Origin of the sequence: Achromobacter sp. B7 (genome assembly GCF_003600685.1) — a bacterium.
Classification (GTDB): Bacteria; Pseudomonadota; Gammaproteobacteria; order Burkholderiales; family Burkholderiaceae_B; genus Achromobacter; species Achromobacter spanius_B.
The window spans coordinates 1,902,045-1,916,159 of the sequence record NZ_CP032084.1 but is presented as its reverse complement, the minus strand read 5'-3'; the positions used below and the strand labels follow the sequence as shown (position 1 = coordinate 1,916,159).

General features: G+C 63.1%; 12 protein-coding genes. 1 reads left to right on the top strand and 11 read right to left on the bottom strand.

Annotated features, from left to right (window positions below):
* Nucleotides 1-14: 14 nt before the first annotated feature.
* The 10 genes from hfq to ndk all read right to left on the bottom strand — a co-directional run bounded on the left by hfq (nt 15) and on the right by ndk (nt 9,434).
* Entirely contained in the window at nt 15-251 is a 237-nt protein-coding gene (gene hfq, locus DVB37_RS08635; RefSeq protein WP_006218585.1) for an RNA chaperone Hfq, read from the bottom strand.
* A 158-nt stretch (nt 252-409) separates the two neighbouring features.
* On the bottom strand, nt 410-1,483 hold the full coding sequence (hisC, locus tag DVB37_RS08630; RefSeq protein WP_120154644.1) for a histidinol-phosphate transaminase: 1,074 nt from the start codon (nt 1,481-1,483) through the stop codon (nt 410-412).
* Nucleotides 1,484-1,486: 3 nt separating this feature from the next.
* The gene (der, locus tag DVB37_RS08625; RefSeq protein WP_046803680.1) at nt 1,487-2,845 is read right to left on the bottom strand and encodes a ribosome biogenesis GTPase Der; all 1,359 of its coding nucleotides are present in this window, start codon (nt 2,843-2,845) and stop codon (nt 1,487-1,489) included.
* 26 nt (nt 2,846-2,871) lie between these two features.
* Nucleotides 2,872-4,029 (bottom strand): outer membrane protein assembly factor BamB, encoded by a 1,158-nt coding sequence (bamB, locus tag DVB37_RS08620; RefSeq protein WP_046803681.1) that lies wholly within the window; start codon nt 4,027-4,029, stop codon nt 2,872-2,874.
* 5 nt (nt 4,030-4,034) lie between these two features.
* Nucleotides 4,035-4,673, bottom strand: coding sequence for a tetratricopeptide repeat protein (locus tag DVB37_RS08615; RefSeq protein ID WP_046803682.1), 639 nt, complete (start codon nt 4,671-4,673; stop codon nt 4,035-4,037).
* Between the two features lie 3 nt (nt 4,674-4,676).
* Entirely contained in the window at nt 4,677-5,963 is a 1,287-nt protein-coding gene (hisS, locus tag DVB37_RS08610; RefSeq protein ID WP_120157424.1) for a histidine--tRNA ligase, read from the bottom strand.
* A gap of 55 nt (nt 5,964-6,018) precedes the next feature.
* Nucleotides 6,019-7,305, bottom strand: coding sequence for a flavodoxin-dependent (E)-4-hydroxy-3-methylbut-2-enyl-diphosphate synthase (ispG, locus tag DVB37_RS08605; protein WP_046803684.1), 1,287 nt, complete (start codon nt 7,303-7,305; stop codon nt 6,019-6,021).
* Nucleotides 7,306-7,318: 13 nt separating this feature from the next.
* Nucleotides 7,319-7,813: a helix-turn-helix transcriptional regulator gene (locus tag DVB37_RS08600; protein WP_046803685.1), complete on the bottom strand. Its 495-nt coding sequence runs from the start codon at nt 7,811-7,813 to the stop codon at nt 7,319-7,321.
* Entirely contained in the window at nt 7,810-8,964 is a 1,155-nt protein-coding gene (gene rlmN, locus DVB37_RS08595) for a 23S rRNA (adenine(2503)-C(2))-methyltransferase RlmN (RefSeq protein ID WP_046803686.1), read from the bottom strand. The genes DVB37_RS08600 and rlmN overlap by 4 nt, the downstream gene beginning before the upstream one ends.
* Before the next feature lie 44 nt (nt 8,965-9,008).
* Nucleotides 9,009-9,434, bottom strand: coding sequence for a nucleoside-diphosphate kinase (gene ndk / locus DVB37_RS08590; protein WP_006218576.1), 426 nt, complete (start codon nt 9,432-9,434; stop codon nt 9,009-9,011).
* Nucleotides 9,435-9,839: 405 nt separating this feature from the next.
* Here ndk and DVB37_RS08585 point away from each other — a divergent pair, with 405 nt between their 5' ends.
* The gene (locus DVB37_RS08585) at nt 9,840-12,734 is read left to right on the top strand and encodes a valine--tRNA ligase (RefSeq protein WP_120154642.1); all 2,895 of its coding nucleotides are present in this window, start codon (nt 9,840-9,842) and stop codon (nt 12,732-12,734) included.
* 88 nt (nt 12,735-12,822) lie between these two features.
* Here DVB37_RS08585 and DVB37_RS08580 read toward each other — a convergent pair whose 3' ends face one another.
* The gene (locus tag DVB37_RS08580) at nt 12,823-14,112 is read right to left on the bottom strand and encodes an FAD-binding oxidoreductase (protein WP_046803688.1); all 1,290 of its coding nucleotides are present in this window, start codon (nt 14,110-14,112) and stop codon (nt 12,823-12,825) included.
* Nucleotides 14,113-14,115: the final 3 nt, after the last annotated feature.

The following is a 14,115-nucleotide window of genomic DNA, read 5'->3' as shown; positions in this document are numbered from 1 at the left end:
CAGCTGGAGCGAGATTATTCAGCAGGGACTTCCACCTGAAAGTTGACGGCGCGCGCGGGAACGACGGTGGAAATGGCATGCTTGTAAACCATTTGCGTAACCGTATTGCGCAGCAGCACCACGTACTGATCAAAAGATTCGATTTGCCCTTGAAGCTTGATGCCGTTTACCAAGTAGATCGACACGGGCACATGATCCTTGCGCAGCGTGTTCAGAAACGGATCTTGCAGAGTTTGCCCTTTATTGCTCATTGGCCAGGCTCCATTTGTTTGTTATTGAGTGATGATGTGCTTTCTTGTGCTGGTGGAGCACACCGAAACATGTACTCTACAGGGTTTTCCCGGCCCGTGCTACTTGGCCAGGAAGCAAAAGTGACACCAGAAATTTCAAGCTGAAATGCCCCTGAAGATCACGCTTTCAGGACCTCTTCAAGCGCCTTCAAAAGCAGGTTGACCTGCTCGTCAGTGCCCACAGTGATGCGCAAAAACTGATCGATGCGAGCATGACGAAAATGACGCACGATGATGCTGCGCTCGCGCAAGGCGGCGGCCAGGCCCGAAGCGTCTTTTGAGGAATGGCGCGCGAACACGAAATTCGCGGCCGACGGCAAAACCTCAAAGTTCAACGCTTGCAAGCCCGCCGTCATCCGCGACCGGGTTTCGATCACGGCTTGGCGAGTCTTGTCAAAGTACTCTGTATCCTCCAATGCCGCTACTGCGCCGGCCGACGCCAGGCGATCTATCGGGTAGGAGTTGAAACTGTTCTTTACGCGTTCAAGGCCATCGATGAGTTCGGCGCTGCCCACGGCAAAACCAACGCGCAACCCTGCCAGCGAGCGCGACTTGGACAGCGTCTGCACGACCAACAGGTTGTCATAGCGGGCCACCAGGCCCACCGCGGATTCCCCGCCGAAGTCCACATAGGCCTCGTCCACCACCACAACCGCCTCCGGGTTGCCGGCCACGATGCGTTCAACATCGGCCAGGCTTAGCGCCCGGCCGGTCGGCGCATTGGGATTGGGGAAGATGATGGCGCCTGCCTGCCCGTTTGCACCCGGCAGGTAGTCGTCGACATTGATGGAAAAGTCCGCCGCCAGCGGCACCGTTTCGTACTCGATACCGTACAAGCCGCAGTAGACCGGATAGAAGCTGTAGGTGATGTCGGGAAAGCGCAGCGGCTTGTCGTGCTTGAGCAGCGCAAGAAATGCGTGCGCCAGCACCTCGTCGGATCCATTGCCGACGAAGACCTGGTCGGCTTGCACGCCGACGGTGGTCGCGATTGCCTGGCGCAGCCGGTCCGAAGCCGGATCCGGATACAGCTTTAGCGTGTCGTCAGCGGCCGCGCGGATGGCCTCGAGCACCTTGGGCGACGGCCCGTACGGGTGCTCGTTGGTATTCAGCTTGACCAGGTTCTGAAGCTTGGGCTGCTCGCCCGGGACATACGGACTGAGCGTCCCGACCACGGGACTCCAGAAACGGCTCATGGATCAGCTTTCCTGCGCGTAGGGGTTGTGCGACGACTTGAATTCGATGCGCAGCGGCGTGCCGGCCAGATCGAACGCATTGCGGAAACGCGTTTCCAGATAGCGGCGATACGAATCGGGGATGGCATCCAGGGCATTGCCGTGAATGACGACCAGCGGCGGGTTCTGCCCCCCTTGGTGCGCGTAGCGCATCTTGGGGCGGAAGATACCCTTGCGCGGCGGCTGTTGCTGTTCGATAGCGGCCTGAAGTTCACGCGTCAGCTTCGGCGTGGACAGCTTGGCGAACGCCGCGGCGTGCGCCGAGTTGATGGACTTGAGCAACGGCTTGATGCCCTGGCCACGCAGCGCCGAGATGGTATGCATGCGCGCGAACGACAGGAACCGCAGCTTGCGTTGAAACTCGCGTTCGATGCGTTCCTTTTCCTCGCCGTCCAGGCCGTCCCATTTGTTGATGGCGACCACCACGGCACGACCCGTTTCCAGCACGAAGCCCGCAATGTGGGCGTCCTGCTCGGAAATTTCGGTGTGCGCGTCCAGCATCAGCAACACGACGTTGCTGGCCTCGATGGCCTGCAACGTCTTGATGACCGAGAACTTCTCGACAGCCTCAAAGACCTTGCCGCGCTTGCGCAGGCCGGCCGTGTCGATCAGCGTGTAGCGGCGGCCATCGCGATCGAAGTCGATCTCGATGGCGTCGCGCGTCGTACCGGGCAAGTCGAACGCAATGACGCGCTCTTCGCCCATCAGCGTATTGATAAGCGTCGACTTGCCCACGTTGGGACGACCGACGATGGCCAGCTTGATGCGGTGATCGTGCTCGCCCTCGCCTTCTTCGAACGCCTCGTCTTCGGCCGGCGGTTCGGCCAGGTCCTTCAGGGCCAGTTCGATCAGGTCGACGATGCCGTCACCGTGCGCTGCCGAAATCGGAAAGGGTTGGCCCAAGCCCAGTTCGTGGAATTCGGCAATGGCGGGGCCCAAGCCCATGCCTTCGGCCTTGTTCACCGCCAGCAGCACGCGCTGCTGGCCAGACTTGCGCAGCAGTTGGGCGATCTGGTGGTCGTGGGCGTTCAGGCCGGCGCGAGCGTCCACCAGGAACACCACGACGTCAGCCTCGGCGATGGCCTGCCGGGTCTGGCGCGCCATCTCCAGCAGGATCCCGTCCTTGGCGACGGGTTCGAAACCACCGGTATCGATAGCGATGAACGGGATCTCGCCTACCCTGCCCTCACCGTAATGGCGGTCGCGGGTCAGGCCGGAAAAATCGGCCACCAGCGCGGCGCGCGATCGCGTCAGGCGGTTGAAAAGGGTCGACTTCCCCACATTGGGGCGACCGACCAGGGCAACGACAGGCTTGAAAGACACGGTGTAAGGCTTTGTTCTATAGGTTTTTAGTTGGCGCCGATCATGACGAGATTGCCATTGCCCGTCTGGACCAGCACACCTTGGGGGGTGGTTTGCGGCGGCGAAACGACGGCGCCTCCACCCACGGACAGCCGGGCCATCAGGCTGCCATCACTACGCGACAGGAAGTGCAGATAACCTTCCAGGTCGCCCACGGCAAGCGCGCCGCCCAGCATGGCCGGGGCGGTCAGCTGGCGATTCTTCAGCGCCGCTTGCTTCCACACATTGCCGCCATTATCCAGCGCAAACGCGTTGACAACGCTATTTTGATCTGCCGAATAGGCAAAACGGTCATCCAGCGTCATGCCGCTGACGCTGGAGAAGTCCTTGGCCCACAACGGACGGCCGCCGGCGGTCACGTCAAAGCAGACGATACGCCCTTGGTAGGCGACTGCGCAAAGAAGATTGCCCGTGATACGCGGCGTGCCGACGACGTCGGTCAGGCGTTCAAGGTCGCTGGCGCCGCGCGGCGTAGCCACGGTGCCTTCCCATTGCACGTTGCCGCTGTCGGACGCGATTGCCATCAGCTTGCCGCCAGGCAGCCCGGTGATCACCAGGCCTTCGGCCAGGACCATTTGCGACACGCTGCGCAAGGCCAGCGACGGACCGGGGCGTTGCACGTTCCAGACGCGTTCGCCGCTATTGGCGTCGAACGCCTGAATGCGGTAGTCGCCGCTGCGCACGACGACAATGCCATAGCCCACCACCGGCGGGATCGTGACGTCGCTGGTCGCGCGGACCTTCCACTTGACCTTGCCGGTGTCGTCGAACGCGATCACGTCGCCATCGGGCGAGGCGACTGCGGTCGTGGTGCCGTCGCTGCCGGCACCGGCGGACAGCTTGCCTTCGGTCTTGGCCTTCCACAACGGGCGGCCACTTTGCAGGTCGAACTTGCCGACCGAGCCATCCGGCGTGGCGGCGTAGACGGCCGTGCCCAGCACCGTGGGCGCAAAGCCAAGGCCCGAGCCGCTGCCGATCGACGTGGACCAGATCTGGCGCACGGACATGCCGGCCTTGTATTCGGTCAGCGGGGCGGGATCGTATCGGCCGTCATCGTGGGAGAACAAACCGCAGCCGCCCAGGGCAAGCAAGCTTGCCAGGCAGACCGCGCCACGCCACGTACGACCAGGGGCAAATTTACGCATTACAGTTACGCTCCGCTCAGGGCATCCAGTTTCAATTGCACAACCTGGGTCAGCGGATTCGCCGTGCCCAAGCCATCAATGGCGCTTTGCCAGGCCGCACGCGCTTCATCGCGCTTGCCTTGCGCCGCGAGAATATCGCCACGACGGTCAGCAAACAAGGCGGCAAAGGCAGCCGGCGGATTGTTCAATTGCGCAAGCGCTGCATCAAACTGCTTTTGATCCAGCAGCATGCCGGCCAGACGCAGACGGGCCACGGCCTGCATTGACGGATTCTTGCCTTGCGCCGCCAGCCATTCCAGCTGCTCACGCGCGCCGGCTTCGTCCTTCTGGGCTTGCAGGGCCTGAGCCGCCACCAGCGCGCCGCGCGCGGCATAGCCGGTGGCCGGGTACTGCTCGCGCAGCGTGGCGGCCGCCGTCTTGATGCGCACCGCCGAATCGGCGCCGCCCAGGCGTGCCGCATCTTCCAGCGCTTCGAAGTAGCCCATGGCCTGGTTGGCACGGTGCGATTCATAGGCCTTCCAGCCCCACCAACCACCCCAGGCCAGCGCCACCACGGCAAACAGCGTCACGACCAGCGTGCCGTATCGAGCCCACCACGCCTTGATGGCGTCCAGCTTTTCCTGTTCTTCGAGATCGTATGCCATGCCTTAACCCTTGTTGTTCAGTACCGCAGCCAGATCCGCAAGCGGGACCTGCTGCTGCGCCGCGTCGCCTTGGGCATCCGCACGCAAATATTTGACGCTGGCGGTCTGCGATGCGACTTCGTCGGCGCCAAGAATAACCGCAACGCGGGCGCCACTGGCATCAGCGCGCTTGAATTGCGACTTGAAGCCGGCCGAACCGGCATGCACGATCACGGACAGGCCGGCATCGCGCAGCGACTCGCCCACACGGGCCGCCAGGCGCTGCGCGTCTTCACCCTGATGCACCACGTACACGTCGCATTCGGCAGGGGCGTCCAACTGAACGCTCTGTTCCCAGAGGTCCAGCAGGCGTTCCATGCCGATGGCAAAGCCGACCGCGGGAGCGGGCTTGCCGCCCAGCAGTTCAATCAAACCGTCGTAACGACCACCGCCGCACACCGTGCCCTGGGAGCCGAGGCGATCGGTGACCCACTCGAACACGGTCAGGTTGTAGTAGTCCAGCCCGCGCACCAGGCGCGGATTCAGGCTGTATTCAATGCCGGCTTCCGTCAAGCGCTGGCAAACGCCTTCGAAGTGCGCGCGCGATTCGTCACCCAGGAAATCGAACAGGCGCGGCGCGCTGTTAGCCATTTCCTGCATGGCCGGATTCTTCGTATCCAGCACGCGCAGCGGGTTCGTGTACAAGCGGCGCTGGCCGTCTTCGTCCAGAATGTCGCGGTGCTTTTCCAGGTGCTCGATCAGCGCGGCGCGGTGCGCGGCGCGTTCGGCGGGCTGACCCAGCGAATTGAGTTCAAGGCGCACGTCCTTCAGACCCAGCAGCTTCCACAGGCGGGCAAGCATGACGATGAGTTCGGCATCCACGTCGGGGCCGACAAAGCCCAGGGCTTCGACGTCGATCTGGTGGAACTGGCGGTAACGGCCGCGCTGCGGGCGTTCGTGGCGGAAAACCGGGCCGATCGAATAAACGCGTTGCGGGCGGTCATAGAGCAGGTTGTGCTCGATGGAGGCGCGCACGATGCCGGCCGTCATTTCAGGGCGCATCGTCAGCGACTCGCCATTCAGCGCATCGGTGAACGTGTACATCTCTTTTTCGACGATGTCGGTCACTTCGCCGATGCCGCGCGTGAACAGGCGCGTATGCTCAAGCACGGGCGTACGCACGTTGCGATAGCCGTAGCCGCGCAGCCAGCCGCGCACGATTTCCTCGAATTGTTCCCAGCGGGCGCTCGGCCCGGGCAACACGTCATTCATGCCGCGTATGGCGGCGACTTTCTGGAAAGCTTGAGTCATCTTGATCATGCCGCATCACGCGCCTGCCGGCGCGTTTGCGGCTACACCCTTTCTTTTAATGAGAGGCGAGCACGCCGTAACGGCGCGCCACGTAGTCTTCGACGATGGCCTGGAACTCTTCGGCGATATGGTCGCCTTTGAGGGTGACCGTGCGTTCGCCATCCACGAATACCGGCGCCGCGGGCACTTCGCCCGTTCCCGGCAGACTGATACCGATATCGGCATGGCGGCTTTCGCCCGGCCCATTGACCACACAGCCCATGACCGCGACGTTCATGCTTTCGACGCCCGGATATTGCGACTTCCAGACCGGCATCTGACGACGCAGGTAGGACTGGATGCTGTCGGCAAGTTCCTGGAAGAACGTGCTGCTGGTCCGGCCACAGCCGGGGCATGCGACCACCATGGGGGTGAACGCGCGCAGGCCCATGGTCTGCAGGATTTCTTGCGCCACGATGGCTTCGCGGCTGCGGTCGCCGCCGGGTTCCGGCGTCAACGAAATGCGGATGGTGTCGCCAATGCCTTGCTGCAGCAGCACGGCCAGCGCGGCGGTGGAGGCCACGATGCCCTTGCTGCCCATGCCGGCTTCGGTCAGGCCCAGGTGCAGCGGATAATCGCAGCGGGCGGACAGGTCGCGGTAAACGGCAATCAAGTCCTGGACATGGCTGACCTTGCACGACAGGATGATCGCATCGCGGCGCAAGCCCAATTCCTCGGCACGCTGGGCATTGCTGATGGCCGACACGACCAGCGCGTCACGCATCACGGCCTGGGCCTCCCAGGGTTGCGCGCGACGGCTGTTTTCGTCCATCTTGCGCGCCATCAGTTCGTGATCCAGGCTGCCCCAGTTCACGCCGATGCGCACCGGCTTGTCGTAACGGCAAGCCACTTCGATCATCTGCGCGAAGTTGTCGTCGCGCCGCTTGCCGCCACCCATGTTGCCGGGGTTGATCCGGTACTTGGACAGCGCTTGCGCGCATTCCGGGAACTGCGTCAGCAGCTTGTGGCCGTTGTAATGGAAGTCGCCGACCAGCGGCACGTTCACGCCCATGCGGTCCAGCTGTTCGCGGATGGCGACCACTTCGCGGGCCGCCTCGGGCGTGTTGACAGTGATACGCACCAGCTCGGAACCGGCCTGCGCCAGTTCCTTGACCTGGATCGCCGTGGCGATGGCGTCGGCGGTATCGGTATTGGTCATGGACTGCACCACGACCGGGGCATCGCCGCCAACCATGACGACGCGATCACCCCACTTCACCGCCACCGAACGGGTGGCGCGGCGCATGGCGGCCCCCACAGAGGGAGGCGGCGCATCGTGGCAAGGCAGAGAGGAATCTTGCATCGGTGGAACCGGTTTACTTGGTGGGCTTGGGCAGCCAGTCGAACGGCAGCCACTGCTGCGGCAACCAGCCTTGCCAGAAGGCGTACGCCACGCCGGCGGCCAGCACCAGCACAATGGCGATCAACCAGCCCCAGGACGTGGACGACGAACGCTCGTCGTCAGCACTGGATTGGGGAATGGAATGCGCCGAATGCAGGGCGCCCGGGCTCAGCTTGACGGGGCCGGTAACGCGGGCCTTCGGGTCAAGCGAGTCGACGATGGCCTGGGAATCGGCACCCAGCAAACGCGCATAGTTGCGGACCAGCCCGCGCAGGGAAACGCCGGTGGGCAAGTCTGCCCACGCTTCGTTTTCAAGGGCTTCGATCTGCTTCGTGGAAAACTTGATCCGGCTGGACACCTCGTCCAGGGACCAACCCTTGGACTGTCGCAGCGCGCGCAATGCCGAGCCGATATTGCCCGCGGAACCGGCGGGCGTTTCAGAAACTGCAGAAGCGAATTCCTGCGTCATGCATGCACCTGTTTAATTGGTATGGTCTGGCGCTGTGCGGCGTTGCGCTCGGTAATTCGAGTGCGATCGCGCACTTCTCCGGCCAATTGACCACAAGCTGCATCGATGTCGTCGCCCCGGGTCTTGCGCACGGTCGTGATGATGCCGGCGTCCATCAGCCGCTGCGCAAATACCTTCACGCGGGCGGAGTTGGAACGCTTCAGGCCCGACTCGGGGAAGGGGTTGAACGGAATCAGATTGAGCTTGCAGCGCAGCTGGCGTGCAATTTGGATCAGTTCCTTGGCGTGCTGGTCGGTATCGTTGATGCCGTCCAGCATGCAGTATTCAAAGGTGATGAAGTCGCGGGGCGCAAACGCCAGATAGCGCTCGCAAGCCGCCAGCAACTCTTTCAGCGGGTACTTCTTGTTCAGCGGCACCAGTTCGTCGCGCAGCGCATCGTTGGGCGCGTGCAGCGACACCGCCAGCGCCACCGGACAGTCTTGCGACAGGCGGTCCATCATGGGGACCACGCCCGAGGTGGAAACCGTGACGCGGCGACGCGACAGGCCGTAGGCGTTGTCGTCCAGCATCAGGCGCAGCGCCGGCAGGACCTGGTCGTAATTAAGCAAGGGTTCGCCCATGCCCATCATGACCACGTTGCTGATGACGCGCGTATCTTCGGTAGCCTTGGCGCTTTCCAGGCGGGCGGTGCCGATATCGGCTTCCAGCACGCGCTTGGCCCACCACAGCTGGCCGATGATTTCGCTGGTTTTCAGGTTGCGGTTAAAGCCCTGATGCCCGGTCGAGCAAAAGCGGCAATTGACCACGCAGCCGGCCTGGCTGGAAATACATAGGGTGCCGCGATCGTCTTCGGGGATGAAGACGGTTTCGATGGCATTGCCCTGCCCCACGTCGAACAGCCACTTGCGCGTGCCGTCGGTCGAGCGTTGCTCGATATTGACGGGCAAGGCCTCGATACGGCAGTTGGACGCGAGCTGGCTGCGGAATTCGCGAGCCAGGTCGGTCATGGCGTCGAACGAATCGGCGCCGCGCTGGTGCATCCAGCGCTGCAGCTGGCGGGCGCGAAACGGCTTGCCGCCCCACTGCCCGACAAGTTCGGACAGGGCGGAGCCATCCAGCCCCAGCAAATTGATTCGTTCGACGGATTCCATGACCTGGGTAACGCTAAAAAACTAATTCAGTGCTTACGCGAAAATCAACGGCTGTGGATGTTGATTTCGGGGAAGAAGAAAGCGACTTCAACGGCAGCCGTTTCCGGAGCGTCGGAGCCGTGCACGGCGTTGGCGTCGATGCTGTCGGCGAAGTCGGCGCGGATGGTGCCGGCTTCAGCCTTCTTCGGGTCCGTGGCGCCCATCAGGTCGCGGTTCTTCTGGATGGCATCTTCACCTTCCAGCACTTGCACGAACACGGGGCCCGAGATCATGAAATCGACCAGGTCCTTGAAGAAGGGGCGTTCCTTGTGCACGGCGTAGAAACGCTCGGCATCGGCGCGCGACAGTTGCGCCAGGCGGGCAGCGATGACCTTCAGGCCGGCTTGCTCGAAGCGGCCGACGATCTGGCCGATGACGTTCTTGGCGACGGCGTCGGGCTTGATGATCGAGAGGGTGCGTTGGATGGACATTAGGAACTCCGAAAGCTGATTTCTGACTGGTTTCTGATGAATTGCCTGGCGTGGCTCTGCACTTGTCGGTGTCACCCTTGAAGTGTCATCGCGCGATGGGCGCGCGGGCGGTCCGGCGTGTTTGAACGATGTCGTTGAACATTCCGGGCCGGCCCGAACCGCTTGCCAAGGCAGGGATTCGACACTGGCCACCGATCGGACGTGCCGTGGATTCTTACCGAGGATACCGAAACGGGAGCTTTTAAGCGCACATTTCTGAAGGAATCCTCAATGAATTCAGGGACTTCTAAAAGGTTTACAGTAACCCGGTATTCTAACACGCTGAGAAGACCGCATTACATCTTAAAATGAGCGGTTTGCTGCCCGTATCCCTATGCCGGGCGCCCTGTCTGCCGGAACCCTGTAATGACTCAAGCTGCTCCCCCCACCGCCGCGAACCCCGCGAGCGACGCCCCGGAACTCTCCAAGAGCTTCGAACCTTCTGAACTGGAATCGCGCTGGTACGCCGAATGGGAAAAGCGCGGCTATTTCACGGCGGGTCAGCACGTAAAAACGGGGACAGAAAGCCAGCCCTATGTCATCCAGTTCCCGCCGCCCAACGTCACGGGCACGCTGCACATGGGCCACGCGTTCAACCAGACCATCATGGACGGGCTGGTGCGGTATCGCCGCATGTCCGGCGACGACACGGTGTTCATTCCCGGCACCGACCACGCCGGCATCGCCACGCAGATCGTTGTTGAAAGACAGCTGGATGCCCAGAAGGTTTCGCGCCATGACCTCGGCCGCGAAAAATTCGTGGAAAAAGTCTGGGAATGGAAGGAAAAGTCGGGCAACGCCATTACCGAACAGGTGCGTCGCCTGGGCGCCTCGGCGGACTGGCCGCGCGAGTATTTCACCATGGACGACCGCATGTCGCGAGGCGTGGTCGAGACCTTCGTGCGCCTGCATAAACAGGGCCTGATCTACCGCGGCAAGCGCCTGGTCAACTGGGACCCCAAGCTGCTGACCGCCGTGTCCGACCTGGAAGTGCAGTCCGAAGAGACCGAGGGCCACATGTGGCACATCCTCTATCCCTTCGTGGACGGCCCGCAAACCATCGTCGACAAAGACGGCCAGACCGTCACGCTGCGCGGCATGACCATCGCCACGACCCGCCCGGAAACGATGCTGGCCGACGGCGCGCTGTGCGTGCACCCGGACGACCCGCGCTACCAGCACCTGGTCGGCAAGGAAGTCGAGCTGCCGCTGTGCGACCGCAACATCCCGATCATCGCCGACGATTTCGTTGACCCGGAATTCGGCACGGGCTGCGTGAAGATCACCGGCGCGCACGACTTCAACGACTATGCCTGCGCGATGCGCCACGATCTTCCCTTGATCGTGATCTTCACGCTGGACGCGCACATCAACGAAAACGGCCCCAAGCAGTTCCAGGGCCTGGAACGCTACGAAGCCCGCAAGGCAGTCGTTGCGCAGCTGGATGCGGAAGGCTATCTGGTCAAGGTCGAACCGCACAAAATGATGCAGCCCAAGGGCGACCGCACGGGCGTCGTCCTGGAACCCATGCTGACCGACCAATGGTTCGTGGCCATGAGCAAGCCCGCGCCCGAAGGCACGCTGAACCCGGGCAAGAGCATCACCGAAGTGGCCCTTGAAGTGGTGGCCGATGGCCGCATCAAGTTCTACCCGGACAACTGGACCACCATCTACAACCAGTGGCTGAACAACATCCAGGACTGGTGCATCTCGCGCCAGCTGTGGTGGGGCCACCAGATTCCGGCGTGGTATTCGGAAGACGGCCAGATCTTCGTTGCACACGACGAAGCCGGCGCCATCGAGCAGGCACGCGCCGCAGGCGTCACGGGCGATCTCAAGCGCGATCCTGACGTGCTGGACACCTGGTTCTCGTCGGGCCTGGTGCCCTTCACGACGCTGGGCTGGCCTGAAAAAACGCCCGACCTGGAACGCTACCTGCCGTCCAGCGTGCTGGTTACCGGCTTCGACATCATTTTCTTCTGGGTCGCGCGCATGGTCATGCTGACCACGCACATGACCGGCCAGATTCCGTTCAAGCACGTCTATGTGCACGGCCTGATCCGCGATGCCGACGGCCAGAAGATGAGCAAGTCCAAGGGCAACACGCTGGACCCGGTCGACCTGATCGACGGCATCGACCTGGACGGTCTGGTCACCAAGCGTACCTACGGCCTGATGAACCCCAAGCAGGCCGGCGCCATCGAAAAGGCAACGCGCCGCCAATACCCGGACGGCATTCCGGCGTTCGGCACCGACGCGCTGCGCTTCACGATGGCGGCCTACGCCACGCTGGGCCGCAACATCAATTTCGACCTGAAGCGTTGCGAGGGGTATCGCAACTTCTGCAACAAGCTGTGGAACGCCACGCGCTTCGTGCTGATGAACACCGAAGGCCATGACCTGACGGGTTCCGACGCGGGCGAAACCTCGTTTGTCGACCGCTGGATCATCAGCCAGATGCAAACGCTGGAAGCCGACGTGGCGCGCGGCTTTGCCGACTACCGCTTCGACAATATCGCCAACTCGCTGTACCGCTTTGTCTGGGACGAATACTGCGACTGGTACCTGGAACTGGCCAAGGTCCAGATCCAGACCGGCACGCCGGCCCAGCAACTGGGTACGCGCCGCACGCTGATCCGTGTGCTGGAATGCGTGTTGCGCCTGGCCCACCCGATCATTCCGTTCATCACCGAAGAACTGTGGCAGAAGGTGTCGGTGGTGGCGGGCAAGCGCAAGGAAGGCGTTGCCGACAGCGTCAGCGTGCAGCCGTATCCGCAAGCCAATCTGGCCGCCGTGGACGCTAAGGCCGAAGCCGACGTGGCCGAGCTGAAGGCGCAGGTCGAGGCCGTGCGGGCATTGCGCGGCGAAATGAACCTGTCGCCCGCCCAGAAGGTGCCGCTGTGCGCCCAGGGCGATGCGCCCGTGCTCAAGCGCAACGCGCCTTACCTTGCCGCGCTGGCCAAGCTGAGCCAGGTGGACGTGCTGGACACCCTGCCCGACGCCGGCGCACCGGTCCAGGTGGTGGGTGCCAGCCGCCTGATGCTGCACGTTGAGATCGACGTGGCCGCCGAACGCGTCCGTCTGGACAAGGAAATCGCGCGTCTGGAAGGCGAAATCGCCAAGGCCAACGGCAAGTTGTCCAACGCCAGCTTTGTCGAACGCGCACCCGCAGCCGTTGTCGAGCAGGAAAAGGCGCGCATGGCGCAGTTTGGCGAAACCCTGCAAAAGGTGCGCGAACAGCGTGCCAAGCTGGCGGACTGAACCTGATCGGTTCTGGCCAAAACGCCCGCCAAACAAAAACCCCGGAACGCGTTCCGGGGTTTTTTTCTGCTTGGCCGGTGGCCTACGCTTACACGCCCCCGTCCGTCATGCGATACCACGTGACCACCGCGTTCACGTACAGCCGGCGCAAACCATAGAGCGGAAACGGCACCACCGGTGACAAAGGCACGGGCAGCGCGGTTGCGTCGCCCGTGGCCACGTACTGCGCCATCGCGCGCCCCATGCTGGTTTGCAGACCCACCCCGCGCCCCTGGCAGCCGATATCCACCAGCAGGCCAGGCTGCGGCTCGTGCAAATGCGGCAGGTAATCGCGCGTGATGGCCACGCGCCCGCACCAGCGGTATTCAAACGGCGTGCCGGCCACCTGCGGGAACATCTTGAACATCACGCGTTCCAGGTGCGCCCAATCCTGCGGCCCCTTGGGTTCACGAAACGGCCCGCGTCCGCCCATCAACAGGCGGCCCTGATGGTCCAGACGGAAGTACAGCAGCAGGTTGCGCGTATCGGACGTGACATGGCCTTCGGGAAAGATTCCGGCGCGCACCGATTCCGGTAGCGGCGCCGTCGCCACCTGGAAAGTGTTGGCATCGATGATGGACGTCTTCAGGCCGGGCAGCAGGTCGCCACCGTAAGCGTTCGTGCACATGACGACGCGATCCGCCATCACGCTTGCACCGCGTGCCGTCGTGGCTGTCCACTTGCCGCCGTCGCGCTTCAAGCCCGTGACCGGCGTTTCCGTGTGGATCAGCGCGCCCGCGTTCAACGCGGCGCGTGCCAGGCCACGCACATAGCTCAAGGGCTGCACCGCCCCCGCCCGGTTATCGACCCAGCCGCCCAGGTAGCGGTCCGTGCCCAGCAGGCGTGCAACCTGATCCTGATCGAGCGGCTGGGCGTCCACGCCGTGGCGCGCCCATTGCGCCGCGCGGCCATGCGCTATGCGCAAGGCCTCGGCGGTGTGCGCGCCCTGGATCCATCCCCTGCGCACATGCGGCACGTCCATCGCATGACGGTCGATCAGGTTGAAGACTGAATCGGCCGTGGCGCCGGCAAACCGCAACAGCCGCTCGCCCTTGTCGTGTCCGAACATTGAAATCAAATCGTCCGGGTCGTATTTCAGCCCAGGAATCACCTGACCGCCATTACGCCCGGATCCGCCGAAGCCGATCTCGCGAGCCTCCAGCACGATGGTCTTCACGCCCCGCTCGGCCAGGTGCAAGGCCGTGCTTAACCCGGCGTAGCCACCGCCTATCACCAACACGTCGGCTTGCGTCGACGCGGTCAACGGCTCGGTCGGAGGCGGCGGCGCCGCAGTGGCGGCCCATAAGGACGGAGAGAGGGGAAACGGCGCTTGCGGCATGAC

What these genes read in the sequence shown, in the direction of transcription:
- DVB37_RS08580 (WP_046803688.1), bottom strand. Translation starts at nt 14,112, where the DNA reads ATGCCGCAAGCGCCGTTTCCCCTCTCTCCGTCCTTATGGGCCGCCACT.
- hisS (WP_120157424.1), bottom strand. Translation starts at nt 5,963, where the DNA reads ATGACTCAAGCTTTCCAGAAAGTCGCCGCCATACGCGGCATGAATGAC.
- rlmN (WP_046803686.1), bottom strand. Translation starts at nt 8,964, where the DNA reads ATGGAATCCGTCGAACGAATCAATTTGCTGGGGCTGGATGGCTCCGCC.
- DVB37_RS08600 (WP_046803685.1), bottom strand. Translation starts at nt 7,813, where the DNA reads ATGACGCAGGAATTCGCTTCTGCAGTTTCTGAAACGCCCGCCGGTTCC.
- DVB37_RS08585 (WP_120154642.1), top strand. Translation starts at nt 9,840, where the DNA reads ATGACTCAAGCTGCTCCCCCCACCGCCGCGAACCCCGCGAGCGACGCC.
- hfq (WP_006218585.1), bottom strand. Translation starts at nt 251, where the DNA reads ATGAGCAATAAAGGGCAAACTCTGCAAGATCCGTTTCTGAACACGCTG.
- DVB37_RS08615 (WP_046803682.1), bottom strand. Translation starts at nt 4,673, where the DNA reads ATGGCATACGATCTCGAAGAACAGGAAAAGCTGGACGCCATCAAGGCG.
- ispG (WP_046803684.1), bottom strand. Translation starts at nt 7,305, where the DNA reads ATGCAAGATTCCTCTCTGCCTTGCCACGATGCGCCGCCTCCCTCTGTG.
- hisC (WP_120154644.1), bottom strand. Translation starts at nt 1,483, where the DNA reads ATGAGCCGTTTCTGGAGTCCCGTGGTCGGGACGCTCAGTCCGTATGTC.
- bamB (WP_046803681.1), bottom strand. Translation starts at nt 4,029, where the DNA reads ATGCGTAAATTTGCCCCTGGTCGTACGTGGCGTGGCGCGGTCTGCCTG.
- ndk (WP_006218576.1), bottom strand. Translation starts at nt 9,434, where the DNA reads ATGTCCATCCAACGCACCCTCTCGATCATCAAGCCCGACGCCGTCGCC.